Annotated in this window: 21 protein-coding genes; 13 read left to right on the top strand and 8 right to left on the bottom strand. The window is 67.7% G+C overall.

Features of this window, described 5'->3' with window-relative positions:
• Positions 1-33: 33 nt before the first annotated feature.
• The 3 genes from CEK29_RS03570 to CEK29_RS03560 form a co-directional block, all read right to left on the bottom strand.
• Positions 34-1,379, bottom strand: a protein-coding gene (locus CEK29_RS03570) for an IS3 family transposase (protein ID WP_255176043.1) whose coding sequence is annotated in 2 segments (ribosomal slippage) — positions 34-935 and positions 935-1,379 — 1,347 coding nt in all. Because the reading frame shifts where the segments join, the coding sequence is not laid out codon by codon here.
• A gap of 80 nt (positions 1,380-1,459) precedes the next feature.
• Positions 1,460-2,983: a fumarate hydratase gene (locus CEK29_RS03565; RefSeq protein WP_094803006.1), complete on the bottom strand. Its 1,524-nt coding sequence runs from the start codon at positions 2,981-2,983 to the stop codon at positions 1,460-1,462.
• Positions 2,984-3,212: 229 nt separating this feature from the next.
• A complete protein-coding gene (locus tag CEK29_RS03560) occupies positions 3,213-3,980 on the bottom strand; it encodes a crotonase/enoyl-CoA hydratase family protein (protein ID WP_094857310.1) in 768 nt (255 codons plus the stop codon).
• Between the two features lie 395 nt (positions 3,981-4,375).
• Here CEK29_RS03560 and glyQ point away from each other — a divergent pair, with 395 nt between their 5' ends.
• From glyQ to def, 11 genes are all read left to right on the top strand, one after another.
• Positions 4,376-5,287 carry a glycine--tRNA ligase subunit alpha gene (gene glyQ, locus CEK29_RS03555; protein WP_094803010.1) on the top strand — a complete coding sequence of 304 codons (912 nt, stop codon included), beginning with the start codon at positions 4,376-4,378 and terminating at the stop codon, positions 5,285-5,287.
• Between the two features lies 1 nt (position 5,288).
• Positions 5,289-7,427, top strand: a complete 2,139-nt coding sequence (glyS, locus tag CEK29_RS03550) for a glycine--tRNA ligase subunit beta (RefSeq protein WP_094857309.1) — start codon at positions 5,289-5,291, stop codon at positions 7,425-7,427.
• A complete protein-coding gene (gmhB, locus tag CEK29_RS03545) occupies positions 7,424-7,963 on the top strand; it encodes a D-glycero-beta-D-manno-heptose 1,7-bisphosphate 7-phosphatase (protein ID WP_094803014.1) in 540 nt (179 codons plus the stop codon). Before glyS ends, gmhB begins: the two co-directional genes overlap by 4 nt.
• Positions 7,964-7,967: 4 nt before the next feature.
• Positions 7,968-8,696: a lysophospholipid acyltransferase family protein gene (locus CEK29_RS03540; RefSeq protein ID WP_094803016.1), complete on the top strand. Its 729-nt coding sequence runs from the start codon at positions 7,968-7,970 to the stop codon at positions 8,694-8,696.
• Entirely contained in the window at positions 8,683-9,699 is a 1,017-nt protein-coding gene (locus tag CEK29_RS03535; protein WP_255176058.1) for a M48 family metallopeptidase, read from the top strand. The genes CEK29_RS03540 and CEK29_RS03535 overlap by 14 nt, the downstream gene beginning before the upstream one ends.
• A 13-nt stretch (positions 9,700-9,712) precedes the next feature.
• Positions 9,713-10,639 carry a LysR family transcriptional regulator gene (locus tag CEK29_RS03530; RefSeq protein ID WP_094857308.1) on the top strand — a complete coding sequence of 309 codons (927 nt, stop codon included), beginning with the start codon at positions 9,713-9,715 and terminating at the stop codon, positions 10,637-10,639.
• A gap of 76 nt (positions 10,640-10,715) precedes the next feature.
• On the top strand, positions 10,716-12,131 hold the full coding sequence (gene tcuA, locus CEK29_RS03525; protein WP_094857347.1) for an FAD-dependent tricarballylate dehydrogenase TcuA: 1,416 nt from the start codon (positions 10,716-10,718) through the stop codon (positions 12,129-12,131).
• Positions 12,118-13,329: a tricarballylate utilization 4Fe-4S protein TcuB gene (tcuB, locus tag CEK29_RS03520; protein ID WP_094857307.1), complete on the top strand. Its 1,212-nt coding sequence runs from the start codon at positions 12,118-12,120 to the stop codon at positions 13,327-13,329. Before tcuA ends, tcuB begins: the two co-directional genes overlap by 14 nt.
• 74 nt (positions 13,330-13,403) lie before the next feature.
• Complete coding sequence (locus CEK29_RS03515) at positions 13,404-14,399, top strand: Bug family tripartite tricarboxylate transporter substrate binding protein (protein WP_255176057.1); 996 nt, start codon at positions 13,404-13,406, stop codon at positions 14,397-14,399.
• 89 nt (positions 14,400-14,488) lie between these two features.
• The gene (gloA, locus tag CEK29_RS03510; RefSeq protein WP_094803024.1) at positions 14,489-14,884 is read left to right on the top strand and encodes a lactoylglutathione lyase; all 396 of its coding nucleotides are present in this window, start codon (positions 14,489-14,491) and stop codon (positions 14,882-14,884) included.
• Positions 14,885-14,899: 15 nt separating this feature from the next.
• Entirely contained in the window at positions 14,900-15,433 is a 534-nt protein-coding gene (gene def, locus CEK29_RS03505) for a peptide deformylase (RefSeq protein ID WP_094803026.1), read from the top strand.
• On the opposite strand, the gene CEK29_RS03500 is transcribed toward def, so the two are convergent.
• A complete protein-coding gene (locus CEK29_RS03500; RefSeq protein WP_094857305.1) occupies positions 15,387-17,651 on the bottom strand; it encodes an acyl-CoA dehydrogenase in 2,265 nt (754 codons plus the stop codon). The genes def and CEK29_RS03500 overlap by 47 nt on opposite strands.
• Positions 17,652-17,804: 153 nt before the next feature.
• Between CEK29_RS03500 and CEK29_RS03495 the strand changes: the two genes are divergently transcribed.
• Positions 17,805-19,034 (top strand): nucleoside recognition domain-containing protein, encoded by a 1,230-nt coding sequence (locus tag CEK29_RS03495; RefSeq protein ID WP_094857304.1) that lies wholly within the window; start codon positions 17,805-17,807, stop codon positions 19,032-19,034.
• A 64-nt stretch (positions 19,035-19,098) separates the two neighbouring features.
• Here CEK29_RS03495 and pyk read toward each other — a convergent pair whose 3' ends face one another.
• On the bottom strand, positions 19,099-20,541 hold the full coding sequence (pyk, locus tag CEK29_RS03490) for a pyruvate kinase (RefSeq protein ID WP_094803032.1): 1,443 nt from the start codon (positions 20,539-20,541) through the stop codon (positions 19,099-19,101).
• 113 nt (positions 20,542-20,654) lie between these two features.
• Here pyk and CEK29_RS03485 point away from each other — a divergent pair, with 113 nt between their 5' ends.
• Complete coding sequence (locus CEK29_RS03485; RefSeq protein ID WP_094803034.1) at positions 20,655-21,797, top strand: glycerate kinase; 1,143 nt, start codon at positions 20,655-20,657, stop codon at positions 21,795-21,797.
• Positions 21,798-21,861: 64 nt separating this feature from the next.
• Here the strand turns inward: CEK29_RS03485 and rsmA are convergent, their stop codons facing one another.
• The 3 genes from rsmA to CEK29_RS03470 are packed head-to-tail and all read right to left on the bottom strand — an operon-like array spanning position 21,862 to position 26,620.
• Complete coding sequence (gene rsmA, locus CEK29_RS03480) at positions 21,862-22,650, bottom strand: 16S rRNA (adenine(1518)-N(6)/adenine(1519)-N(6))-dimethyltransferase RsmA (protein ID WP_094803036.1); 789 nt, start codon at positions 22,648-22,650, stop codon at positions 21,862-21,864.
• Between the two features lie 14 nt (positions 22,651-22,664).
• On the bottom strand, positions 22,665-24,242 hold the full coding sequence (locus CEK29_RS03475; protein WP_094803038.1) for a peptidylprolyl isomerase: 1,578 nt from the start codon (positions 24,240-24,242) through the stop codon (positions 22,665-22,667).
• Positions 24,239-26,620 (bottom strand): LPS-assembly protein LptD, encoded by a 2,382-nt coding sequence (locus CEK29_RS03470; RefSeq protein ID WP_094803040.1) that lies wholly within the window; start codon positions 26,618-26,620, stop codon positions 24,239-24,241. Before CEK29_RS03470 ends, CEK29_RS03475 begins: the two co-directional genes overlap by 4 nt.
• Positions 26,621-26,678: the final 58 nt, after the last annotated feature.

Genomic DNA, 26,678 nt, shown 5'->3' with positions numbered 1-26,678 from the left:
TGAACTGACCCCCAGAAGTTGGATGGTCAGAAGCTAAAGCCCGAAGGCCTGAGCTCGGTATTGCACCGGGCTCAGGCCTTTTAGCTTGAGCTTGATGCGGTCGTGATTGTAGTAACGGATGTACTGCCTGATGCCGGCCTGCAACTGCTCGATACCTTCGAAGCGGTTGAGGTGGAAGAACTCAGCCTTCAACGTACCGAAGAAGCTCTCCATGGCCGCATTGTCCAGGCAGTTTCCTTTACGCGACATGCTTTGCGTTACTGACCGGGCTGCGAGCATGTGCCGGTAGGTGGGTTGCTGGTACTGCCAACCTTGGTCGGAGTGCAGGACAGGACGGTCCGTCGGGCGTAGCCGAGCCAGCGCCTTTTTCAGCATGTTGCTCACGAGCGTGAACACCGGTCGTCGGCTGGTCTCGTAAGCCACGATCTCGCCGTTGTACAGGTCCATCACCGGCGACAGGTACAACTTCTCTCCGCGCACGTTAAATTCGGTCACGTCGGTGACCCATTTCTCGTGAGGACGCGCGGCCTCGAAGTCACGCGCCAACACATTGGTCGCCACGTGATGTGACTGGCCTCGGTATGACCGGTACTTCTTGGCGCGCACAAGCGACTTTAAGCCCAATGCCTGCATTAGTTTCTGCACCGTTTTGTGGTTCACCAGATCACCCGCCTGACGCAAAACCGCCGTGATACGGCGGTAGCCATAGCGGCCTTTATGACGCGCGAAGATCGCGCCGATACGTTGCTTTAGCTCAGCGTACGGATCTGCGGCGTCCAGCACCTTCAGGTGGTAATAGAACGTGCTGCGTGACAGCTCGGCCACACGCAGCAGTCGTTCCAGCGGATGCTTATGCCTCAATCCTTGGACCACTTGCGCTTTCCAACGAGCGCTTTGGTCTTTTCCGCTTCGATCAAGGCATCGAGCTTTTTTAGGTAGTCCAACTCCGCTCGCAGGTTCGCAACTTCTTCGAGAAGCTCTTCCTTGGTCATGTCCTTGGACACGGGCTCTGGGGGGTATTTGTGGGGCATGCTTGCTCCTGGACGCTTGCGCGCCAACGCCTCTATACCCCCAGCATCATACTGGGTACGCCACTTCGCAATATGACCTGAACTGCGGATCCCCAGCAGTGTCGCGGCCTGGATGTCCGATAGTCCTTGGTCGCGGATCTTGCGCAACACCGACTGCTTGAAGGCTGCGCTATAAGCCCCTGACTGCCGGCGTAGACCTGCTAAGCCATGTACGCGATAGCTCTCGACCCATCCTCGGACCAGCGAATGTTGCAGTTCGTGGCGCGCCGCCACCGAACGACCACTCTCAGTGCCCTTCAAACACTCCCGAACCACCTTTAACTTGAACTGCTCGTTGTACTTCGCCATGTAAAAACCCCCGAAGGTTGGATCAATATCCAACTTTCGGGGGTCAGTTCACGGGGCGGGTTTCTTCGGGGCCGTGCCGGTCAGGCGGTGGCGACGGGGATCTTGCCGATCCGGGCCTGCCATTCCTTCGGGCCGGTGGTGTGCACCGAGGTGCCCTGCGCATCCACGGCCACCGTGACGGGCATGTCCTTCACGTTGAACTCGTAGATGGCTTCCATGCCCAGGTCCTCGAACGCCAGGACCTTGGCTTCGCGGATCGCCTTGGACACGAGGTAGGCGGCGCCGCCCACGGCCATCAGGTAGGCCGAGCCGTGCTTGCGGATCGCCTCGATCGCCACCGGGCCGCGCTCGGACTTGCCGATCATCGAGATCAGGCCGGTCTGCGCCAGCATCATCTCGGTGAACTTGTCCATGCGGGTCGCGGTGGTGGGACCCGCCGGGCCGACCACTTCGTCGCCGACCGGATCGACCGGACCGACGTAGTAGATGACGCGATTGGTGAAGTCCACGGGCAGCTTCTCGCCCTTGGCCAGCATGTCCTGGATGCGCTTGTGCGCGGCGTCGCGGCCGGTGAGCATCTTGCCCGACAGCAGCAGCGTCTGACCCGGCTTCCAGCTCGCCACTTCTTCACGCGTGAGCGTGTCGAGGTCGACCTGCTTGGACTTGTTGTAGTCGGGGGCCCAGTGCACTTCGGGCCACTCGGACAGCGACGGCGGATCCAGACGGGCCGGACCGGAACCATCGAGCACGAAGTGAGCGTGACGGGTGGCGGCACAGTTGGGGATCATCGCCACGGGCTTGGAGGCGGCGTGCGTCGCGAAGGTGGAGATCTTCACGTCGAGCACGGTGGTGAGGCCGCCCAGGCCCTGCGCGCCGATGCCCAGCGCGTTGACCTTCTCGTAGAGCTCGATGCGCAGCTCTTCGAGCTTGTTCTGCGGGCCGCGGGCCAGCAGCTCGTACATGTCGATGTCTTCCATCAGCGACTGCTTGGCCATCAGCATGGCCTTCTCGGCGGTGCCGCCGACGCCGATGCCGAGCATGCCCGGCGGGCACCAGCCGGCGCCCATCGACGGCACGGTCTTGAGCACCCAGTCGACCAGCGAATCGCTGGGGTTGAGCATCGCGAACTTGGTCTTGTTCTCGGAACCACCGCCCTTCGAAGCGATCTGCACGTCGACGGTGTTTCCAGGCACCAGGTCGACGTGCAGGATACAGGGCGTGTTGTCGCGCGTGTTCTTGCGCGCGAAGATCGGATCGTCGAGCACAGACGCGCGCAGCGGATTGTCGGGGTTCAGGTAACCCTGACGCACACCCTCGTCACAGAGCTCCTGCAGCGTGCGCTTCGTCTCGAAACGCACGTCCATGCCGATCTTCAGGAACACGTTGACGATGCCGGTGTCCTGGCAGAGCGGACGCTTGCCTTCGGCGCACATGCGCGAGTTGGTCAGGATCTGCGCCATCGCGTCGCGCGCGGCGGGGCTCTCCTCACGCTCGTAAGCGCGCGCCAGATGGCGGATGTAGTCAACGGGGTGGTAGTAGCTGATGAACTGAATCCCGTCCGCGATGGACTGAATCAGATCCTCTTCTTTGATGATGACGGTCATGGCGATATCGATGGTGCGTGACGAACAAAAAATGGCCGACCCGCGCGGCGCGCGAGCCGGAAAAAGAGAGTTTATTTTCGCCGACGGGCCGCCCCTAGGCGAAAACGCCCCCTCGGGGGGCAGCAAGCCGAAGGCGCCGCGTGGGGGCATTTTCGCCGACGGGCCGCCCCTAGGCGAAAACGCCCCCTCGGGGGGCAGCAAGCCGAAGGCGCAGCGTGGGGGCTAACAGTCATTTGCCTTGCCAGACGGGCTTGCGCTTCTCGGCGAAGGCCGTCGCGCCTTCTTTGGCGTCGGCGGACGTGAAGATGTGGGCGATCAGCGGGCGCTGGCGATCGAACATGCCTTCCTGCTCCCAGTCGGTGGCCTGCGACACGATGCTCTTGGCCGTCTGCACGGCCAGCGGGCCGTTTTCGACGATCACACGGGCCAACTCGAGCGCGCCGGCCAGCGCCTGGCCCGGCTCGGTCAGGCGATTGACCAGGCCCAGCGCATGGGCGCGCTCGGCGCCCAGCATGTCACCGGTCAGGATGACTTCCATGGCCACGTGATACGGCAGCCGGCGCGGCAGACGCAGCATGCCGCCCGCGCCCGCCACCAGGCCGCGCTTCACTTCGGGCAGGCCGAACTTGGCATTGTTGGCCGCCACGATCAGATCGGACGCCAGCGCCATTTCGCAACCGCCGGCCAGGGCATAGCCCTCGACCGCCGCGATCAGCGGTTTCTTGGGCGGACGCTCGTTCAGGCCGGCGAAGCCACGGCCCGGGATCAGCGGACGCTGGCCGCTTTGCGCGAACGCCTTGAGGTCCATGCCCGAGGAAAAGGTGCCGCCGGCGCCGGTCAGGATGCCAATGCGGATGTCGTCGCGCGCGTCCAGTTCGTCCAGGGCGGCCGCCATGGCCTGCGCCGTCTCGAGATTGATGGCGTTCTTGGCTTCCGGGCGATTCACCGTGATGATCTGGATACCGTCGCTGACTTCGACCTTGATCAATTCAGACATGCCTGCTCCTTCCGTGAGGGCCTCCAGGGCGTGGCCCCGGGCTCTGGGTTTTATATAAGACCTGGAAAAGACGGAATCATACGACCATTGCGCCGGGGCCCGGTATGTCCCCCTGCGCGAAGGTCCACGCCGCGGGCGGCGCGTGGCCCTGCGCCGGCGCGCCGGGAAGGTGCGCGCCCGGTCCGTCGGCGCTGGCGCGCCCCCCGCGTCCCGCGGGTCGCACAGCGGCCGGCAAAGCCTGTATTTGCGCCGGTTTGGTGGCCCGGGCGGCATGCGCGCCCATCCTGGCCCCGGGGCAGTTAAAATGCCGGGTTTTCCATGCCAACCGGCCTCGCGGCCACGCCGGCGCGGCCGCACCTCCGGCCCCGGCCGGGCGCACCGTTTTCACGGACTTTATGCTTACCTTCCAGCAAATCATCCTCACGCTCCAGGAATACTGGGACAAACAGGGTTGCGCCCTGCTGCAGCCGATCGACATGGAAGTCGGGGCCGGCACATCGCACACCGCCACGTTCCTGCGCGCCATCGGCCCGGAACCCTGGCGCGCTGCCTACGTGCAACCGTCGCGCCGTCCCAAGGATGGCCGCTACGGCGAAAACCCCAACCGCCTGCAGCACTACTACCAATACCAGGTCGTGCTCAAGCCCGCGCCGCCCGAGATCCTCGATCTGTACATCGGTTCGCTCAAGGCGCTGGGCATCGATCCCACGCAGCACGACATCCGCTTCGTCGAAGACGACTGGGAAAATCCCACGCTCGGCGCCTGGGGCCTGGGCTGGGAGGTCTGGCTCAACGGCATGGAAGTGACGCAGTTCACGTACTTCCAGCAGGTCGGCGGCCTCGATTGCACGCCCACCACCGGCGAAATCACCTACGGTCTCGAACGCCTGGCGATGTATCTCCAGGGCGTCGAGAGCGTCTACGACCTGGTCTGGACCGAAGGCTGGGACGGCACGCCCGTGCTCTACCGCGACGTGTTCCACCAGAACGAGGTCGAGCAGTCCACCTACAACTTCGAACACTCGTCGGCCGACATGCTGTTCTCGCACTTCAACGACTACGAAGCCGAGGCCAAGCGCCTGATGGAAGTGCCGCTGGCGCTGCCGGCCTACGAGGCGACGCTGAAGGCGGCCCACACCTTCAACATGCTGGACGCGCGTGGCGCGATCAGCGTGACCGAACGCGCGGCCTACATCGGCCGCATCCGCAACCTGTCGCGCGCCGTCGCACAGGCCTATTTCGAATCCCGCGAACGACTGGGCTTCCCGATGCTTGCAGGCCGCAAGGCCGCCGGGGAGGCTGCCTGACATGACCACCGATATCCGCCCCCTGCTGGTTGAACTGCTCACCGAAGAGCTGCCGCCCAAGGCCCTGCAAAAGCTGGGTCAGGCCTACGCCGAAGGCGTGCGCGCCACGCTGGCCCGCCTCGGCCTGCTGGCCGACGGCTGCGTCGTCACGCCGTACGCCACGCCGCGCCGCCTCGCCGTGCACCTGAGCGCCGTGCTGGCGCAGGCACCCGACCAGGCCTACACCGAGAAGCTGATGCCGGCCAAGGTCGGTCTCACCGAAGACGGCCAGCCCACGCCCGCGCTCACCAAGAAGCTCGCGGCCAAGGGCCTGGAGCACCTCACGCCCGACCAGCTCGAGCGCGAATCCGACGGCAAGCAGGACTACCTCGTCGCGCGCGGCACCGCCGCCGGCGCACGGCTGGCCACGGGCCTGCAAGAAGGCATCCAGGCCGCCACCGACGCCCTGCCCATCCCCAAGGTCATGCGCTATCAGCTGGCCGACGGCGTGAGCACGGTCAAGTTCGTGCGCCCGGCGCATGGCCTGATCGCCCTGCACGGCGCCGACATCGTGCCCGTCGGCATGCTGGGCCTGCAGGCCGGCCGCCTCACGCTGGGCCACCGCTTCATGAGCGAAGGCGACATCGAAATCGCCGACGCCGACAGCTACGTGTCCACGCTGGCCGAACGCGGCCACGTCATCGCCTCGTTCGAGGCACGCCGCGACGAGATCGATCGCCAGTTGCAGGCCGAGGCCTCGCGCCTGGGCGCCACGCTGGGCGTGGATCCCGAAGTGGCCGCGCTGCTCGATGAGGTCACCGCGCTGGTCGAACACCCGACCGTCTACGTGGGCCAGTTCGAAGAGGAGTTCCTGCAGGTGCCGCAGGAGTGCCTGATCCTCACGATGCGGCTCAACCAGAAGTATTTCCCGCTGTTCGATCCGGCCACCGGCAAGCTCACGCACCGCTTCCTGATCGTGAGCAACATGCAGGTCGCCAACCCGGTCAACATCGTCGAAGGCAACCAGCGCGTGGTGCGTCCGCGTCTGGCCGATGCACAGTTCTTCTTCCAGACCGACCGCAAGGTCCCGCTGGCCGCGCGCGTCGAGCAGCTGGGCAGCATCGTCTATCACAACAAACTCGGCACGCAGCTCGAGCGCGTCGAGCGCGTGCGCGCGATCGCGCGCGGCGTGGCCGAGGCGCTGGGCGCGGATGTCGCCGCCAGCGACCGCGCGGCCTTGCTGGCCAAGGCCGACCTGGGCTCGAACATGGTGGGCGAGTTCCCCGAGCTGCAAGGCATCATGGGCGCCTACTATGCCGCCGGTGATGGCGAGCCCGACAGCGTCGTCGAAGCCCTGCGCACGCAATACCGCAACCGCTACGACGCCCCGGTCACGCGCGAAAGCCTGACCGCCGCCGTCCTGTTCCTGGCCGAACGCGCCGAAACGCTGATCGGTATCTGGAGCATCGGCCTGGCCCCCACGGGCGAGCGCGATCCGTTCGCGCTGCGCCGTGCCGCGCTGGGCGTCATCAGCGCATTCGAGCAACTCGCCGCGGGTGGCTGGCTCAAGATCAGCGAGGCCGGCGCCCTGTCGCTCGACACGCTGCTCGATCTGGCCGCACGCAGCTTCCCGGCCGGCAAGATCGAGGCCGCCACGGTCGCCGAGGTGCGCGCCTTCATTTTCGAACGCTACCGCAACCAGCTGATCGGCGAATACGAGCGCAATGCCGTCGAGGCCGTGATCGCCCTGACACCGCCGCTGCACCAGGTGGCCGAGCGCGTGCGCGCGGTCATCGCCTTCGAGCAGATGCCCGAGGCCGCCAGCCTGGCCGCCGCCAACAAGCGCATCGGCAACCTGCTTAAAAAGGCCGAAGGCGAGATCGGCGCGGTCGACCCCACCCGCCTCACCGATGCCGCCGAGCAGGCCCTGGCCACCTCGGTGGCGCAGCTCGCGCCGCAGGCCCAGGCCCAGCTCGCCGCCGGTGACTTCGCCGGCAACCTGCGCACGCTGGCCCAGGCCCGCGGCCCGGTCGACGCGTTCTTCGCCGATGTGATGGTGATGGCCGAAGACCCGGCACTGCGCGCCAACCGTCTGGCGCTGCTCAACCAACTGCACGGCCTGATGAACCAGGTGGCGGATCTTTCCAGGCTGGCACAGTGAAACTCATCATCCTGGACCGCGATGGCGTCATCAATCAGGACAGCGACGCCTTCGTCAAAAGTCCCGACGAATGGATCGCGCTGCCTGGCAGTCTGCAGGCCATCGCACGCCTGAATCAGGCCGGCTGGACCGTGGTCGTCGCCACCAACCAGTCCGGCGTGGCGCGCGGCCTGTTCGACATGGCCACGCTCAACGCCATCCACGGCAAGATGCGGCGCGAGCTGGCCGCGGTGGGCGGCCATGTCGACGCCATTTTCATGTGCCCGCACGGCCCCGACGACGGCTGCAATTGCCGCAAGCCCCTGCCGGGCATGCTGTTCGACATCGGCCACCGCTACGACGTCGACCTGACCGCCACGCCCGCCATCGGCGACTCGCTGCGCGATCTGCAGGCCGCCTCGGCGGCCGGCTGCCAGCCGTGGCTGGTCCAGACCGGCAACGGTCCCAAGACCCAGGCCAAGGGCGGCCTGCCCGAGGGCACGCGCGTCGCGGCCGATCTGGCCGCCGTGGTCGACACTCTGCTACAGGATGCCTGAGCCCATGGCCTGGTTGCGTTCGTTCGTCTATCTGCTGTTCCTCATCGTCACCGTCATCCCCTACGCGTTCGCCTGCATTCTGTGGGCGCCGCTGCCGCTGCACCTGCGCTACCGCCTCACCGTAGGCTGGCCGCGCCTGGCGATCTGGGGCGCCAAGGTGATCTGCGGCCTGCGCTGGCAGGTCAAGGGCTGGGAAAACCTGCCCGACGGTCCCGCCGTGCTGCTGTCCAAGCACCAGTCGGCCTGGGAAACCCTGTTCTTCCCGGGCTACATGCCGCGCGAGGTCTGCTTCGTCTACAAGCAGTCGCTCAACTACGTGCCCTTCTTCGGCTGGGGACTGGCGCTGCTGCGCATGATCTCCATCGATCGCTCCAAGGGCCGCGATGCGTTCGAACAGGTGGTGCGCCAGGGTCAGGCCCGCCTCAACGAAGGGCGCTGGCCGCTGCTGTTTCCCGAGGGCACGCGCGTGCCGCCCGGCGAGACCCGCCGCTTCAAGATGGGCGGCGCGCTGCTCGCCTCGCGCACGGGTGCCCGCGTGGTGCCGATCGCGCACAACGCCGGCGAATGCTGGCGCCGCAACGCTTTCGTCAAAACGCCCGGTCTCATCACCCTGTCCATCGGACCCGCGATAGAATCCCAGGGAATCACCCCCGAAGAGCTCAACGCCAAAGTACAGGCCTGGATCGAAGGGGAAATGCGCGTACTCAATCCCGAAAGGTATGACCAGGACTGACCAGCTCGAGCTGCTGTTCGACGCCGGGCCGCCCAATGAGGCGTCCCACGGCGCGGCGGCAGGCGCGGGTGCGGCCGCCCCGGTCGCCCCCGACGCCCCCCGCGCCGGCAAGCCTGCCACACCGGGCGCCCCCACCGGCGCCGCCTCCGATAGCGCGCCGGCCCCGTCCGGCGGCCCCGCGCTCACGCTGCGCCCCACGCCCGCGCCCACGCCGGGCAGCACCCTGATCCCCACGCCCTGCCCCGACTCGCTGCCGCACGGCGCGCGCTGGCGCGAGGTCGCCACGCCGCAGCAGACCATCGGCTTCGTGCTGTTGCGCTCGCGCCGCCGCAGCATCGGCTTCGTCGTGGCCGACGACGGCCTGCGCGTCACGGCCCCCAACTGGGTCACGCTGGGCCAGATCGACGACGCGGTCCGCGAAAAGGCCCGCTGGATCCTGTCCAAGCTGCGCGACTGGCATGCCCGCCGCGAACAACTGGCGCTCACGCAGACGCGCTGGCAGGCCGGCGGCGAACTGCCTTATCTGGGCAAGCGCATCCGGCTCGACCTTGGCGCCGATCGCCGCCAGGCGCATTTCGACGGCGACGCCGACGCGCCCGAGGAAGGTCAGACGCTCTGGCTGCCGCTGCCGGCCAATGCCGACGGCTCGCGCATCCGCGACGCCGCGCAGGCCTGGCTGCAGCAACGCGCGAGCGCGTGGTTCGGCGCCCGCCTGGCGCATTTCCTGCAGATCTCCGGGCTCAAGATCAGCCGCTGGCGCCTGTCGTCGGCCACCACGCGCTGGGGCTCGTGCACGAGCGACGGCAACGTCATGCTCAACTGGCGCCTGATCCACTTCAGCCCCGACATCATCGATTACGTGATCGCGCACGAGCTGGCCCATCTGCGCGAGATGAACCACAGCCCCAACTTCTGGAGCGAGGTCGGCCAGATCCTGCCCAACTACGAGCAGGCCAAGCGCGTGCTCAAGCAGCACGACCCGGCCATGCTGCCGCAGTTCTGAGGCGGCGCCGCCCATGGAACTGCGGCAACTCCGATATTTCGCCAAGCTGGTCGAGTGCGGCAGCATGGGCCGCGCCGCGACCGAGCTGGGCATCGTCACCTCCGCGCTGAGCCAGCAGATCAGCCGTCTCGAAGGCGAGCTCGCCACGCGCCTGCTGGTGCGCACCTCCACCGGCGTGGTGCCGACCGACGCCGGGCTGGCGTTCCTGCGCCAGGCCCAGCTTGCGCTGCGCCATGCCGACGACGCGGCCCAGGCCGCGCGCCAGTCGCGCCTGAGCGGCCACGTCAGCGTGGGGCTCGCCCCGACCACCGCGTCGGTGCTGGCCGTGCCGTTCATGCGCGCGATGCAGGCCCGCTACCCCGACGTGCGCGTGCAACTGGTCGAAAGCCTGTCGGGCCACCTCGCCACCATGCTCAACGCGCGCCAGCTCGATCTGGCCGTCGTCTTCCACACCGAAACCGCGCGGCGCTGGAGCGTGCTGCCCCTGCTCGACGAACGCCTGTTCCTGATCGCCCGGCCCGACCAACCCGGTCTGCCCACGGGCGACCTGGCGCGGTTGCGCGATCTGGCGGGCGTGCCGCTGCTGCTGCCCAGCGGCAGCCACGGCCTGCGCGCGCTGGTGAACACCGGCTTCGCCCGCCTGCGCCTCGCGCCCACGATCGCCGCCGAGGTCGACGGCCTGACCGTGCTGATGGAGCTGGTGCGCGAAGGCATCGGCGCCACGATTCAGCCGGGTGCCGCCGCGGTGCGCCTGCACGGCGAGCCGCTGGGCCTGTGGCGCATCGCCGACCGCCAGCTCAAACGCGCCAACCTGCTGGCCAGCCTGTCCGACGACGAGCTCTCGCCGGCGGCCCTCGCCGTGCGCGTGCTGCTGGCTCAGACCGTCGCCGAACTCGTCCGCGACGGGCATTGGCCCGGGGCAAGTCTTCACAAAACGTGAACACGCCTTGCCTCTGAGGTGATGGCGGCCACGCGCCCGCCTCCCTATAGTCGCCGCATCATTGATGGATGGCGACATGACAGACGTACTGGTGATCGGCGGCGGCAACGCGGCCCTCTGTGCCGCACTGATGGCGCGCGAAGCGGGCGCCAGCGTGCTGCTGCTCGAAGCCGCGCCGCGCGAATGGCGCGGCGGCAATTCCCAACACACCCGCAACCTGCGCTGCATGCACGATGCGCCGCAGGACGTGCTCGTGGAGGCCTATCCCGAAGAGGAATACTGGCAGGACCTGCTCAAGGTCACGGGCGGCCTGACCGATGAAAAACTGGCCCGCCTCGTCATTCGCGAGTCGTCCACCTGCCGCGACTGGATGCGCCGCCATGGCGTGAACTTCCAGCCGCCGCTCTCGGGCGCGCTGCATGTGGCTCGCACCAACGCGTTTTTCATGGGCGGCGGCAAGGCGCTGGTCAATGCCTACTACCGCAGCGCCGAAGCCCTCGGCGTGGCGATCCGCTATGACGCCCCCGTCGACCGGCTCGACCTCGACGCGCAGGGCCGGTTCCGCGCGGCCTACGTGAACGGCGAGCGCATCGAGGCGCGCGCCTGTGTGCTGGCCGCGGGCGGCTTCGAGTCGAACCGCGAGTGGTTGCGCGAGGCCTGGGGGCAGAACGAGCGCGGCGAATGGCCCGCCGACAACTTCCTGATCCGCGGCACCCGCTACAACCAGGGCGTGCTGCTCAAGTTCATGATCGACGCGGGCGCCGACATCATCGGCGACCCGTCGCAATCGCACTGCGTGGCCATCGACGCGCGCGCGCCGCTCTACGACGGCGGCATCTGCACCCGCATCGACTGTGTGTCGCTGGGCGTGGTGGTCAATCGCGACGCGGAGCGCTTCTACGACGAAGGCGAGGATTTCTGGCCCAAGCGCTACGCCATCTGGGGCCGGCTGACGGCCATGCAGCCGGGCCAGATCGCCTACTCCATCATCGACGCCAAAGCGGTCGGCCGCTTCATGCCGCCGGTGTTTCCGGGCGTGCGCGCCGACACCCTGCCCGAGCTGGCCCGCGCGCTTGGCCTGGACGAAGCGCGTTTCATGGACACCGTGGAACGCTACAACGCGGCCTGTCGCGTCGGCACCTTCGACCACACGGCGCTCGACGACTGCCACACCGAATCGCTCACGCCGCCCAAAACCCACTGGGCGCGCCCGCTCGATACCGCGCCCTACTTCGGCTACGCGCTGCGCCCCGGCATCACCTTCACCTATCTCGGCCTGAAGGTCGACGAGACCGCCGCCGTGCGCTTCGGCGATCGCCCGAGCGACAACCTGTTCGTGGCGGGCGAAATGATGGCCGGCAATGTGCTGGGCAAGGGATACACCGCGGGCGTGGGCATGTCGATCGGCACCGCCTTCGGACGCATCGCCGGCACACGCGCCGCCCAGGCGGCGCTGGCCCAGGCACAGGGAGAACAACGTGAAGCAGCTTGAAGACCTCGCGCGCCAGGCCGAGGCGGAAGGCGCCGCCCCGGCGGCCCAATCGATTTCGTTCGTGCGCGACGCGACACGCGCCGGCGCCACGCTCAGTCCTCAGGAAGGCGAGGTGTCGCGCATCATGCAGATCTGTAATGCCTGCCGCTATTGCGAGGGCTTCTGCGCGGTGTTTCCGGCCATGACGCGGCGCCTCGAATTCGGCAAGGCCGACGTGAACTATCTCGCCAACCTCTGCCACAACTGCGGCGCCTGTCTGCACGCGTGCCAATACGCACCGCCGCACGAATTCGCGGTGAACGTGCCGCAGGCGATGGCCAAGGTGCGCATGCAGACCTACGGCGACTACGCCTGGCCGCGCGCGGCCGGCCTGCTGTACCGCCGCAACGGCCTGACGCTCTCGCTGGCCACCGCGGCCGCGCTGGCGCTCTTCCTGGTGCTGGTGGTCAGCATCAACGGCGGGCTGCTGCACGCACCGCTGGCCGGCAACTTCTACGCCATCTTTCCGCACAACACCCTCGCGCTGATGTTCGGCGCGGTGTTCGGCTTCGCCATGCTGGCGCTCGCGCTCGGCGTGCGGCGCTTCTGGCGGGACGTGAGCCCGGGCCGCGAAGGCGCGGGCGCCGCGGCCGCCGCCGAAGCCGCGCACGCGGCGCTGCGGCTCAAGTACCTGGATGGCGGCCACGGCAAAGGCTGCAATGAGTCGGACGATGCCTTCACGCTCTGGCGCCGCCGCTTTCATCACATGACCTTCTACGGCTTCATGCTGTGTTTCGCCGCCACCTGCGTGGCCACGCTCTATCACTACGTGCTGGGCCAGCAGGCGCCCTATCCCTACCTCAGCGCGCCGGTCGTGCTCGGCACCGTGGGCGGCATCGGGCTGCTCGTCGGTCCGGCCGGGCTGCTCTGGCTCAACCTGCGCCGCCATCCCGAGCACGGCGACGCCGAGCAGAAGCCCATGGACCGCGGCTTCATCGCCCTGCTGTTCGTGACCAGCCTGACCGGCCTGCTGTTGCTGGTGCTGCGCGAGACCTCGCTGATGGGGCTGATGCTGGCCATCCATCTCGGCGTGGTGATGGCGCTCTTTCTCACGCTGCCCTACGGCAAGTTCGCCCACGGCATCTTCCGCAGCGCCGCGCTGCTGAAGTTCGCGATCGAGAAGCGTCAGGCCAACCGGCTGCAGCTCGGCGCCGACTGATCGCCGCACATCCGCCACGCCGGCGCGACGCCGGCGGGCACTCGTATTCATAACAACGATTGGAGAAGACGCTCATGACCTCCCGGACCTCTCGCGCCCCGCGCCGGCGCTTCTGTATGGCGGCGCTGGCCGCGCCCCTGCTCCTGATGACCGGCGGCGCGCTGGCGCAGGACTTTCCCGCCCGGCCGATCACGCTGATCGTGCCGCACTCGGCGGGCGGCACCTCCGACATTTTGGCGCGCACGGTCGCGGCCGAAGTGGCCAAAACGCTGGGCCAGAGCGTGATCGTCGAAAACAAGGGCGGCGCCAACGGCAGCATCGCGGCCAAGACGGTTGCGACCGCCAAGCCCGACGGCTACACGCTGCTGCTGGCCACCGCCAGCACGCACGGCATCAACCCCACCCTCTATCCCGCCATCAGCTACGACGCGCGCAAGGACTTTGCGCCGGTGGCGCTGCTGGCCACCGTGCCCAACGTCCTGGTCGTGCGCAAGGGCGTCGAGGCGGACAGCGTGGCGGCGTTGAGCAAACGAATCGGTGCCCAGGCCGACAGCTTCAACATGGCCTCGGCGGGCGCGGGCACGCCGGGCCACCTGGCCGGCGAGATGTATCGCAGCCAGGCCAAGCTCAAGTTCACGCACGTGCCGTACAAGGGCGGCAGCCCGGCGCTGGCTGATCTGATCGGCGGGCAGGTGGACTTCATGTTCACCACCATCCCCGGCGCCCTGCCGCACATCAAGGCCGGCACCCTGCAGGCCCTGGCGGTGACCTCGCCGCAACGTTCGCCGGCGCTGCCCGACCTGCCCACCATGAACGAAGCCGGCCTGCCGGGCTTCTCGGCGCTGTCGTGGCACGGCGTGGTGGCCCCGGCGGGCACGCCGCCGGCCGTGATCGACAAGCTCGACCAGGCGTTCACCGCGGCGCTCAAGAGCCCCGAGGTGCAGCAGCGCCTGCTCGAAGAAGGCGCCCTGGCCGCCGACATGCGGCAACAGGCCTTCGCCGGCTTCATCGACCAGGAAATCAAGAACTGGGCGGTGGCGATCAAGGACTCCGGCGCCACGCTCAACTGACGTTCCCCTGACGCGGCGGCGTGGCGTGGCGGCGGGCGCAACTGCTACGATTGAGGCCTGGCTTCAATTGTGCAAAAAAGGACACCTCCATGCGCCTCCTCCACACCATGCTGCGCGTCGGCAACCTGCAACAGTCCCTGGACTTCTACACCCATGTGCTGGGTATGCGCGTGCTGCGTCAGAAAGACTATCCGGACGGCCGCTTCACGCTGGCCTTCGTGGGTTACGAAGACGAATCCAAGGGTGCCGTGATCGAGCTCACGCACAACTGGGACACTGAAAAGTACGACCTCGGCACGGGCTATGGCCACATCGCCCTCGAAGTCGACAACGCCTACGAAGCCTGTGACAAGGTCAAGGCCAAGGGCGGCAAGGTCACGCGCGAAGCGGGCCCCATGAAGCACGGCACCACCGTCATCGCCTTCGTCGAAGATCCCGACGGCTACAAGATCGAGTTCATCCAGAAAAAGGATCGCAACGACTGATCGGAGCGCGCCGTCATGATCCACCCGATCCTGAAGATGGGCGACCCGCGCCTGCTGCGCGTGGCGCCGCCGGTCGAGCGCTTCGGCACGCCCGAGCTGCGCGCGCTGATCGACGACATGTTCGAGACCATGATCCATGCCAACGGCGTGGGTCTGGCCGCGCCGCAGATCGGCGTGGACCTGCAACTGGTGATCTTCGGTTTCGAGCGCAACCCGCGCTACCCGGACGCTCCTGCGGTGCCGCAGACCGTGCTGTGCAACCCGGTCATCACGCCCCTCTCCGACGAGCGCGAAAGCGGCTGGGAAGGCTGCCTGTCGGTGCCGGGCCTGCGTGGCCTGGTGCCGCGCTGGCGCCATATCCGCTACAGCGGCTTCGATCCCGATGGCAATCCCATCGAGCGCGAAGCCGAAGGCTTCCATGCGCGCGTGGTACAGCACGAGTGCGATCATCTGATCGGCCGGCTCTACCCCTCGCGCATCGAAGACTACTCGCAGTTCGGCTTTACCGAGGTGCTGTTTCCGGATCTGGATCCGAACCAGGACGACTGAACCCCGCGCCCGGCGGCGTGAGCTCGTCGGGTGCGAAATCGTCCACCGCCACCACCCGCGCGACGGCCGCTTCGGCCGCCATCAAGGCCTCCACCTGCTCATCGGTGATGGCGCCGCCCAGATGGGCATCGCGCCAATTGCGCACGCCCTCGCGCCGCAGCCGGTCTTGCAGACTCTGCACGGCGCACACATCCCTGAACGCCTCTTCGAGCTGACCCAGCGCATCGCTGCCGCCGCCCCGCACCAGATCGGCCGACAGCCGGTCCCGCGTACGCGAGGGTTCGATCAGGAATGCCGCGCATTCGCGCGTGAGCGCATCCGACGGCCCCCGCGCCGTGCGCACCGGCAGGATCAGAGTGCGCAACAGCACCGCGACCGGCCGGTTCGGCAGATTGGCCAGCACCTGGTCGAGCGCCTGTTCGATGCGCAGCTTCCCCTCCTCCATGCACCACGCCACCAGCGGCAGATCGGCATGATGGCGGCCTTCGTCGTCCCAGCGCTTGAGCACGGCCGACAGCAGATACAGCTCGGACAACACATCGCCCAATCGGGCCGAAATCATTTCGCGCCGCTTGAGCGCGCCGCCCAGCAGCCCCATGGCCGCGTCGGCCAGCAGCGCGAAGCCCGCCGCATAGCGGCTGAGCTGACGGTAATGCCGCGTGACCGGGCCCGCCGCGGGCGCGGGTGCCAGCAGGCCGCCGGTCCAGGCACGGCCCCAGGCGCGCAACGCCGTGCCGGCCGTATGCCGCATGTGCTGCCAGAACACCTGATCGAACACGCGCTGACCCTCGCGCTCGTCGGCATCGCCCAGCGCCAGCACTTCTTTCATCAGATACGGATGGGCGCGGATCGCCCCCTGGCCGAACACGATCAGGCAGCGCGTGAGGATGTTGGCGCCCTCCACCGTGATCGCGATCGGCAGCGCGCGATACAGCGAGCCGAGATAGTTGTGCGGGCCGTCGATCACCGCCTTGCCGGCGTGCACGTCCATCGCGTCGTTCACGGACACGCGCAGGCGCTCCGTGGCGTGGTATTTCATGATGGCCGACACGACGGCCGGCTTGTGGCCTTGATTGAGCGCCGCGCAGGTCAGGCGCCGCGCCGCTTCGACCAAATAGGCGTTGCCGGCCAGACGCGCGAGCTTCTCCTGCACGCCCTCGAACTGCCCTACCGGAATATTGAACTGACGCCGCACCCGCGCGTACATGCCGGTGGCGTGGGCCGACATCACCGCGCCGGCCGCCGACAGCGAGGGCAGCGAAATGCCGCGTCCTGCCGCCAGCGCGCTCATCAGCATCTGCCAGCCCTGACCGGCGCGGGCCGGCCCGCCGACGAGCGCTTCGATGGGCACGAACACGTCACGCCCGCGATTGGGCCCGTTCTGGAACACCTGCATCGACGGCAGATGACGCCGCCCGATCTCCACGCCCGGCGCATCGGTCGGCACGAGCGCCACCGAGATGCCGATATCCACGGCGCCGCCCAGCAAGCCGTCGGGGTCCTGCAATTTGAAGGCAAGGCCGAGCACGGTCGCGACCGGGCCCAGCGTGATGTAGCGCTTGTGCCAGTTGAGGCGGATGCCGAGCAGCTCCTGGCCGTCGACGACCTGACGGCACACGACGCCCGTGTCGGTCATGGACGCGGCGTCGGATCCGGCCTCGGGGCTGGTGAGGCCGAAGCACGGGATCTCGCTGCCATCGGCCAGGCGCGGCAGCCAGAACTCGCGCTGCGCGTCGGTGCCGAACTGCATCAGCAGCTCGCCGGGTCCGAGCGAGTTGGGCACCATCACGGTCACGCCGGCCGTAATGGACCACGCGGAAATGCGCCGCACCACCTCGGAATGCGCGTAGGGCGAGAAGCCCAGCCCGCCGTATTCCTTCGGGATGATCATGCCGAAAAAGCGATGCGCGCGGAGAAAGGCCCAGACCTCGGGCGGCAGATCGCGCCGCTTCCAGGTGATGTCCCATTCGTCGAGCATGCCGCACAACTCGGCCACCGGCCCGTCGATGAAGGCCTGCTCCTCGGTGGTGAGCGTGGCAGGCGGCACGGCCAGCAGTCGATTCCAGTCGGGGTTGCCCGTGAACAGATCGCCGTCCCACCAGACATCACCGGCCTCGATCGCCTCGCGCTCCGTGTCCGACAGGCCGGGCAGCGCCGCGCGCGCCCAGCGGAATGCGGGTTCGGAAATGCGGCGCCGGCGCCAATCCTTGAAGTCCATGCCCGTCCTCGTTTCAGATGGTGACAGATAGGGGGCAACTTACCAGAAATGTACGGGGCGGCCTATGCGCGCCGCACGGCGAAGTGCTGGATTGCGCCGGCGAGTCTGCGACAATGGGCGGCGCCTCACCACGCCCACCTCCTTTCCGCACTCATGCTCAACAAGCTCTGGCTGGCCTTTTTTCTGGTTGCCGCCCTGGCCGGCGGCTATCGGTGGATCGCCCTCGGCGATGCCGACGTGTTCCGCCTCATCGTCGCGAGCCTGTTCGACATGGCGCGCGTTTCGGTCGAAGTGATGGTGCTGTTGTTCGGCACGCTCACGCTGTGGCTGGGCTTTCTGCGCATTGCCGAGCGCGCCGGTCTGGTCGAGGCCCTGGCCCGCCTGCTGGGGCCGCTGTTCGCACGCCTGATGCCGGAGGTACCGCGCAACCACCCCGCCATCGGCCTCATCACGCTCAACTTCGCGGCCAACGGCCTCGGGCTCGACAATGCGGCCACGCCGATCGGCCTGCGCGCCATGCATGCGTTGCAGTCGCTCAATCCGCGCCCCGACACCGCGAGCAACGCGCAGATCCTGTTTCTGGTGCTGAATGCCTCGTCGCTGACCTTGCTGCCGGTCACGCTCTTCATGTTCCGCGCCCAACAAGGCGCCGCCGATCCCACCCTGGTGTTCCTGCCCATTCTGCTCGCCACCAGCATGAGCACGCTGGCCGGCCTGCTCGCCGTCGCGTTCTGCCAGCGCCTGCGCCTGTGGGATCCCGTGGTGCTGGCCTGGCTGGGCGGCACGGCGCTGCTGCTGGGCGGCTTCATGGCGCTGCTGGCGAGCATGTCGGCCAGCGCCATCGCGGCGCTGTCGTCGCTGCTGGGCAACCTCACGCTGTTCGCGGTGCTGCTGGCCTTTTTGATCGTGGGCGCCTGGCGCAAGGTGCCGGTGTACGAGGCCTTCATCGAAGGGGCCAAAGAAGGCTTCGAGATCGCGCGCAATCTGCTGCCCTATCTGGTGGCGATGCTCTGCGCGGTCGGGGTGCTGCGTGCCTCGGGCGCGCTGGACTTCCTGCTCGACGGCATCCGCTGGATCGCCAGCGGGGCGGGCTGGGACACGCGCTTCGTCGACGCGCTGCCGACCGCACTCGTCAAACCCTTTTCGGGCAGCGCCGCGCGCGCCATGATGCTCGAGACCATGACGCACCACGGCGTCGACAGCTTCCCCGCGTTGCTGGCGGCCGTCATGCAAGGCAGCACCGAAACCACGTTCTATGTGCTGGCCGTGTACTTCGGCGCGGTGGGCATCATGCGGGCGCGCCATGCCGTGGGCTGCGCGCTGCTGGCCGATCTGGCCGGCGTGCTGGCCGCGATCGGCGTGTGCTACTGGTTCTTCGGCTGAGCCCCGGGCAGACCGGGGCGCCGCGCCGTGGCAGGCGCGAGCGGCGCCGGCCCCGACCCTGGCCTCATTCGACCTTCAGGATCTTCATGCCGTTGGTGCCACCGCTGTCGCGATAGAAATCGCCTTTGGTCAGGATCACCCAGTCGCCCGCTTCGACACGGCCGCGCTTGCGCAGCTCTTCGATCGCCACGTCGCTCAACACCGCCGGATCGTGATCCGCCGGCGAGAACGGGATCGTGTACACGCCGCGGAACATCGACACGCGATGCTGCGTGACCGGGTGCGGGCTGTAGCAATAGATCGGCACGCCCGAGCGGATGCGCGACATGATCAGCGGCGTATGGCCGCTCTCGGTCAGCGCGATGATGGCCTTCACGCCGGGGAAATGATTGGCGGCATACATGGCGGCGAGCGCGATGGTCTCGTCGCAGCGGGTGAAGGTTTCGCCCAGGCGATGATGCGAATGCGTGGTGGTCGGGTGCTTCTCGGCGCCCAGGCAGATGCGCGCCATGGCCTGCACCGCCTCGACCGGATACTGGCCCGACGCGCTTTCGGCGGACAGCATGACGGCATCGGTGTAGTCGAGCACCGCATTGGCCACGTCCGACACTTCGGCGCGCGTGGGCATGGGGCTGGAGATCATCGACTCCATCATCTGCGTGGCGGTGATCACGACCTTGTTGAGCGTGCGGGCGTGCTGAATGATGCGCTTCTGGATGCCGACGAGTTCGGCATCGCCCACCTCAACACCGAGGTCGCCGCGCGCGACCATCACGCCGTCGCTCGCACGGATCAGCGCATCGAGCGCCTCGTCGTCGGCCACGGCTTCGGCGCGTTCGATCTTGGCGATGATCCAGGCGTTGCTGCCGGCTGCCTGCAGCAGCGCGCGCGCCTCGTCGATGTCATGGCCATATCGCGGGAACGACACCGCCACATAATCGAGCTCGAGTTCGGCGGCGACCTTGATGTCGGCGCGGTCTTTGTCGGTGAGGCTGGGCGCCGACAGACCCCCGCCGCGGCGATTGATGCCTTTGTTGTTGGACAGAACGCCGCCCACCGTCACGGTGGTGTGCACTTCGTCGCCGGCGGTGCGGTCGACCACCAGCACCACGCGGCCATCGTCGAGCAGGAGCTCATCGCCCTCGCGGCAGTCTTCGACGAGCTCGGGATAATCGATGCCCACGATCTGGTCGGTGCCGGCATCCTTGGGATGCACGCGCGACAGCACGAAAGGCTGGCCCACGTGCAGAATGACCTGCTTCTCGGTGAAGCGCGCGATACGGATCTTGGGCCCCTGCAGATCGCCCATCAGCGCCACGAAACGTCCCTGGTCGGCCGCGAGCTTGCGGACCAGCCGCGCGCGCTCGCGGTGGTCGTCGGCGGTGCCATGCGAGAAGTTCAACCGGGCCACGTCCATCCCCGCCTGGATCAATGCCGACAGGCGGTCGGGCGTCGAGGTGGCGGGGCCGAGCGTGGCGACGATTTTGGTGCGGCGCAATACAGGCATGGATACTCTCTGACAGGGTTGAGACGAACGCCTATGGTACGCCGGAGCGCGGCACCCGGGTATCATCGCCCTTCGACCGCCGTTGATTGAAACCTCAAATCAGGATCGTGCTCGTGAAGATCGTCATCGCTCCCGACTCATTCAAGGAAAGCCTTTCCGCCGAAGCCGCGGCCCGCGCGATCGCGCGTGGCGTACAGGCCGCGTGCCCCGGCGCGCAAACCGTCTGCATCCCGATGGCCGATGGCGGTGAAGGCACCGTCTCCGCCGTGCTGGCCGCCACCGGCGGCAAGCTGCGTCACAGCCCGGCGCACAACGCCCTGGGCGAATCCATCACCGCGCATTGGGGCGAACTCGACGAAGGCACCGCCATCATCGAGATGGCCGCCGCGGCGGGCCTGGACCAGATTCCCGAAGCGCGCCGCGATGCGCTCGCGGCCGACACCCATGGCGTGGGCGAACTGCTGCGCGCGGCGCTGGACGCGGGTGCCCGCCGGCTCATCCTGGGTCTCGGCGGATCGGCGACCACCGATGGCGGTACCGGCATGCTGCGCGCGCTCGGCGCGCGCTTTCTCGATGCCGACGGCAAGGCGTTGCCCCCCGGCGGCGGCGCACTCGCGCGATTGGCATCGATCGACCTGAGCGGTCTCGATGCGCGCCTGGCCGAGGTGCAGGTCGAGGTGGCCTGCGACGTCGACAATCCGCTGTGCGGTCCGCAGGGCGCGGCCCATGTGTTCGGCCCGCAAAAAGGCGCGACCGAAGCGCAGGTCGAGCAGCTCGACGCCGCCCTCGCCCGGCTCGCGGACATCGCCCGCGACACCCTCGACCACGACGCGCGCGATCATCCCGGCGCGGGCGCCGCGGGCGGTCTGGGCTTCGCCGCGCGCGCCTTTCTGGATGCGCGCTTCCGACCCGGCGTCGAGGTGGTGGCCGAGCTCAACGCGCTCGACAGCGCGATCGAAGGCGCCGCGTTGGTGTTCACCGGCGAAGGCCGCATGGACGCGCAAACGCTGCGTGGCAAGACGCCCGCCGGCGTGGCCCGTGTCGCGCACGCGCGCGGCGTGCCGGTGGTCGCGCTCGCCGGCTCCCTCGGCGCGGGCTACCAGGAGCTGCATGCGCACGGCATCACGGCGGCCTTCAGCCTGGCCCCCGGCCCCGTCACGCTGGCCGACGCGCTGGCGCATGCCGACAGCTATCTGGCCGACCGCGCACGCGACGTCACGCAACTCTGGCTGGCGGCCGGCAAACGCAGGCTCTGAACCCGGCCACGGCCCAAAAAACAAGGCGCCCCGCGGGGCGCCTTGTGCATGCAGACAAGCCGATTCAGGCGCCGATCGCCTTGGCCGCGACGAGCGCGTCCGCGAGCGCGATGAACTGACGCACGCCGACTTCTTCGGCGCGCGCGGTAGGCGCGATGCCGATCTCGTCCCAGGGCACCAGACCCGCCCAATCGCCCAGCACGCGGCGCAGCATCTTGCGCCGTTGCGAGAACGAGCGCGCCACCACGGTTTCGAACGCGGCCGCGCTGACGGGCTGCGGCCGATCGGCCGGCAGCGGCACCATGCGCACCACCGCCGACACGACGCGCGGCGGCGGATCGAAGGCCTCGGGCGGCACGTCGAACAGCTTCTCCATGCGATAGCGCGACTGCAGCATCACCGACAGGCGGCCGTAGTCGGCCTCGGACGGTGCGGCCACCATGCGATCGATCACTTCGCGCTGAAGCATGAAATGCTGGTCGCGCACCTGATCGGCCGCCGCCATCAGATGGAACAGTAGCGGGCTGGAGATGTTGTAGGGCAGATTGCCGACCACGCGCAGCGCGCCGCCGAACTGAGCAAAGTCGACGGTCAGGGCGTCGGCCTCGACCACGGTCAGACGCTCGGGCGGATAGTGCTTGCGCAGCCGCGCGGCGAGATCGCGGTCGATCTCGACCGCGGTGAGGCGATCGAGGCGTTGCAGAAGCGGCGCGGTCAGCGCCGACAGGCCAGGGCCGATCTCGACGACGTGATCGTCTCGTGCGGGCGCGATTGCCCGCACGATGGATTCGACCACGCTCTCGTCGGTCAGGAAATGCTGACCAAAGCGCTTGCGCGCCTGGTGCTGGGACATGAAGAGCTCTCGAACTAGCGGTTGTTCTGCTCGAGACGCTCACGCTTCTCGAGCCGGTTGTCGATGTAGGCCTGGCTGCGCAGCTGTTCCATCCAGTCTTCGAAGGCCGGCCCCGCGCGGCGCTCGTACAGGATCTGGCGGGCACGCATGCGCTGCATTTCGTCGGCCACGTCGTGCTGACGGCGCTCGACCACCTGGATCAAGTGCCAGCCGAACGGCGACATCACCGGATGGCTGATCTGGCCGTCCTTGAGCGCGTTCATGCCGGCCTCGAAGGCGGGCACCATCTCGCCGGGATTGACCCAGCCGAGATCGCCGCCCTGCGGCGCGGTGGCGTCCTGCGAGTACTGGCGCGCCATGTCTTCGAACTTGACGCTGCCGTTCACCAGGCGCTGATAGATCTGCTCGAGGCGCTGGCGAGCCTGCTCATCCGACATCACGGTGGAGGTCTTGATGAGAATGTGGCGCGCATGGGTCTGCGTGACCTGCACCGGGCCCTGCTTGGCCAGGCCGGCGTCACGCGGCGCTTGCGGCGCCTGCTGCGGCGCGGGCTGCTGGGCCTGCTGCTGCGGTGCCGGCGCGGGTGCGCCCCCACCGGCGCGTTGCAGCACCTTGAGGATATGGAAGCCGTTGCCGCTCTGGACCAGGCCCGAGACCTGGCCCGCCGGCACCGACGCCACGGCCTTCACGAACAGATCGGGCCAGCCGTCGAGCGGACGCGCACCCATGACGCCGCCTTGCAGCGCTTCGGGGCCATCCGACGAGGCGGCGGCCACGCTGGCGAAATCGTCGCCGCGCTTCACGCGCGCCAGCAGGCCTTCGGCCTTCTTGCGCAGGGTCGCGACTTCGTCGGAGCTCGCGCCTTCGGGCACGCGCACCAGAATCTGAGCCAGCGCGATCTGCACCGGACCCGCCTGGGTCTGGGCCTGCGGCGCCGGCTGGGGCGCCTGCGGGGCCTGCTGGGCCTGGGCCGGGGCGTTCATCATCGAAGCCGGGTTGTGCTCCTGATCGCGCAGGAAGGCATCGACCTCGGCATCGGAGATGACGATGTTGGAATCGATCGTGCGCTGGCGCAGGCGGTCCATGCGGATCTCGTCCTGCAGCGACTTGCGGTATTGATCCCAGGGGATGCCGCTCTTCTCGACTTCGCCGCGCAGTTGCACCGGCGTCATCTTGTTGCGGGCGGCCACCATATTGATGGCCTGATCGACCTGCGCGTTGTCGACGCGGATGCCGAGTCGATCGGCTTCGCCGCGCTCGAGACGCTCATAGATCAGACGCTGCAGCACCTGACGCTCGAGGTCGGCGGTGGGCGGCACCTGGATGCCGCGCTTCTTGAGGTCGGCACTGGCCTGTGCGGACGCTTCACGCACTTCGCGCATCGTGATGACGTCTTTGTTGACCACCGCGGCAATGCCGTCGACAAAGCGCTCCGACGGCGCGGGCACATTGGACGGGGCAGCGGGCGCGGCGGCGGGCGCGGCCGGGCGCGAGCCCGACTGGGCCGAGGCGGCGCCAGGCAGGGCGGCGCCCAGGGCGAGCGCCAGCAGGCTGCCGCAGAAACGGCGCGACGTATGCAACCTACGCATCATTCATACCTTTCAAAAGTCGTACCCGCCTGAGTGGGCGGCGTGACCGATTGATAACCCGGAATGCTCCGGTCAAGCAGTTTGATCGGATCCGTACCGAGCGAACCGAGGCCGGTCAGCTCGAGCTGGAAAAAGATCGCGCTATTGGTGTCGTTGGCGGCGACGGCATAACGTTGGTAAACCACGCGTCCGACCCAGCAGCAATCGCCTTTGTACTCCAGACCGGCGATGGCCTGGGTGATACGGGGGCCTTCGTCCTGGCTTTCGTCACGGCGCATGGAGTAATCGACGCGACCCACACCATACCAGCGGTTGGTGAACGGCCACTGCACGCCCAGACTGACCTGGTTCTGACCTTGCGGCGAATAGATCTGATCGAGCTGCGGATCGCGCTGGTAGCGATAGGCCAGCGCGATGGTGGTCAGGCGCTGCGGCGACCACCGTGCGCTCACCAGGCCACGCGACCAGCGGTTGTCGTAGGGGTTGTACTGCGCCGCCACGTCGGTGGACAGCGTGTCGGTCAGTGCGGCGCTGGCGCCCACCAGGAAATCGGAGCGCACGTTCTCGCGCGGCGTTTCGCGCGGCAGCGTCACGCGCTGGTCTTCGAAATACAGGCGTTGGGCCACGCCCAGCGACGCGCGCTGGAAGCCGCTGTTGGCATCGAGCCAGCGCGTGGTCAGCGCCATCGTGAGCTGATTGGCGTTGGCGATGCGGTCGTAGCCGGTATAGATGTTGTCCTGGAAGGCCTGCTCGAAGCTGAAGTCGGCCAGCGAGGTGTCGTAGACCGGCAGCGCGTCCTGGTTGCGGTACGGCACGCGCAGATAGAACAGGCGCGGTTCGAGCGTCTGGGTGGAATCCTTGCCGAACAGCGTGGTGTCGCGCTCGAAGGTCATGCCGGCATCGACCGAGAAGATCGGCACGGTGCGCGACGCGCCGCGGCGGTACTCGGACAGGTTGCCCAGGCCGAACCAGTCACGGTTGTACCAGTCGGTCTGGTACTTGGCGTAGTTCAGCGCCGCCTTGGGCGTGACGTACCAGCCCGGCCGCACGACCGGGAAGGAAATCGTCGGTACCGACACCAGTCGGTCGCCCTCGGGCCCGATGCGGCCGCCCTGGAACAGCGGACGGCGGAATCGCACGGCCTGCGTGTTCCATTCGGTGTCGAAGCCGCCCAGCCAGTTGTAGCGCGCGCCGTTCAGGACCAGTTCGGGCTCTTTGTCGTACGGCGGCGCGAGCGGCGCGCCCGGATCCTGCAGGGTGCGGTACTTCAGCACCTGGGCGTAGGTGTCCCAGTACGTGGAGCTCCAGCCCACCCGGCCGCGCCGGGTCAGGTAGGTCGTCGAGGCCTGATTCAGGCCGAGCGTCGACATGTCGCGGAAATAGTTGTCGTCGGAGACGTTGGCTATATCCCAGTCGGCGTAGAAGCCATTGCCGAGCAACTGGTAATGCACCGACCGGTACATCCAGCGGTCGAAGCCGGCGTCCTTGTCGTTCGACAGATAGGTGCCCTGCAGGAACCCCGAGTACGTGTTGCCGAGGTAGCGGGCTTCGCCGCCCAGCTGCATGCCGCGCTTGCCCAGATAGCGGGGCGTCAGCGTCAGGTCATAGTTGGGCGCGAGGTTGAAATAGTACGGCAGCGCGATGTCCAGGCCGCTCTTGCTCGAGGTGCCGTAGGTCGGCATCAGGAAGCCCGACTTGCGCTCCTTGCGGACCGGGAAGGTCAGGTAGGGCGAGGCCAGGATCGGCACGTCCTTGAAGTACAGCACGCCGTTGCGCGCCACGCCTTCGTTCTCGTCGAAGTCGATGTCGACCGTGTTGGCCTTGATGTACCACGACGGCTTCTCGCACGGGCAACCGCTGTAGGTCACCGTGGTCAGGCGCATCTGCGAACTGCTGAACAGGTCGGCGTGCTCGGCCACGGCCTTGCCGCCATTGGCGCCGATCCAGAAATTGGGCTTCTCGATCTCGCCGCTATAGGTATTGACGTTCATCCGGGCCGAGGGGCCCGTGATCAGGGTGCCGTCGCGCATCATGCGCGCGCTGCCCTGGATATCGATGTCGCCGGTCTCGTGCTGATAATTGATGCGATCGCCCTTGATCACGCCATCGATGCGGCGGACCTGGGCGTTGCCCGTCATGGTGACTTCGGAGGAGGGATCCCCCTGGATGTCGTCGGCTTCCATGAAGGCCGGCACCGCGTCGTCGGTCATGCGGCGTTCGCGCAGCCGGCTGTCCTGGCGCAATCCGGATTCGATGCGTGGGCTGGCCGTGAGACGGGGTTCGGCGGCGGTTGCCGGCTTGACGTTGTCCTGAGTGCCCTGGGCGTGGACGGCCCCGGCAACGCCGAGAGCAGAGAGGATCAACCACCTGACCATTTGCACGAGTCGAAAACCTTGTGACAGAGAATACCCGCCCGCCACAAGGCGGCCACCGGGGCTG

Origin of the sequence: Bordetella genomosp. 5 (assembly GCF_002261475.1) — a bacterium.
Classification (GTDB): domain Bacteria; phylum Pseudomonadota; class Gammaproteobacteria; order Burkholderiales; family Burkholderiaceae_B; genus Bordetella.
The sequence above is the reverse complement of the archived record's forward strand: the minus strand, read 5'-3'. Positions and strand labels throughout refer to the sequence as shown.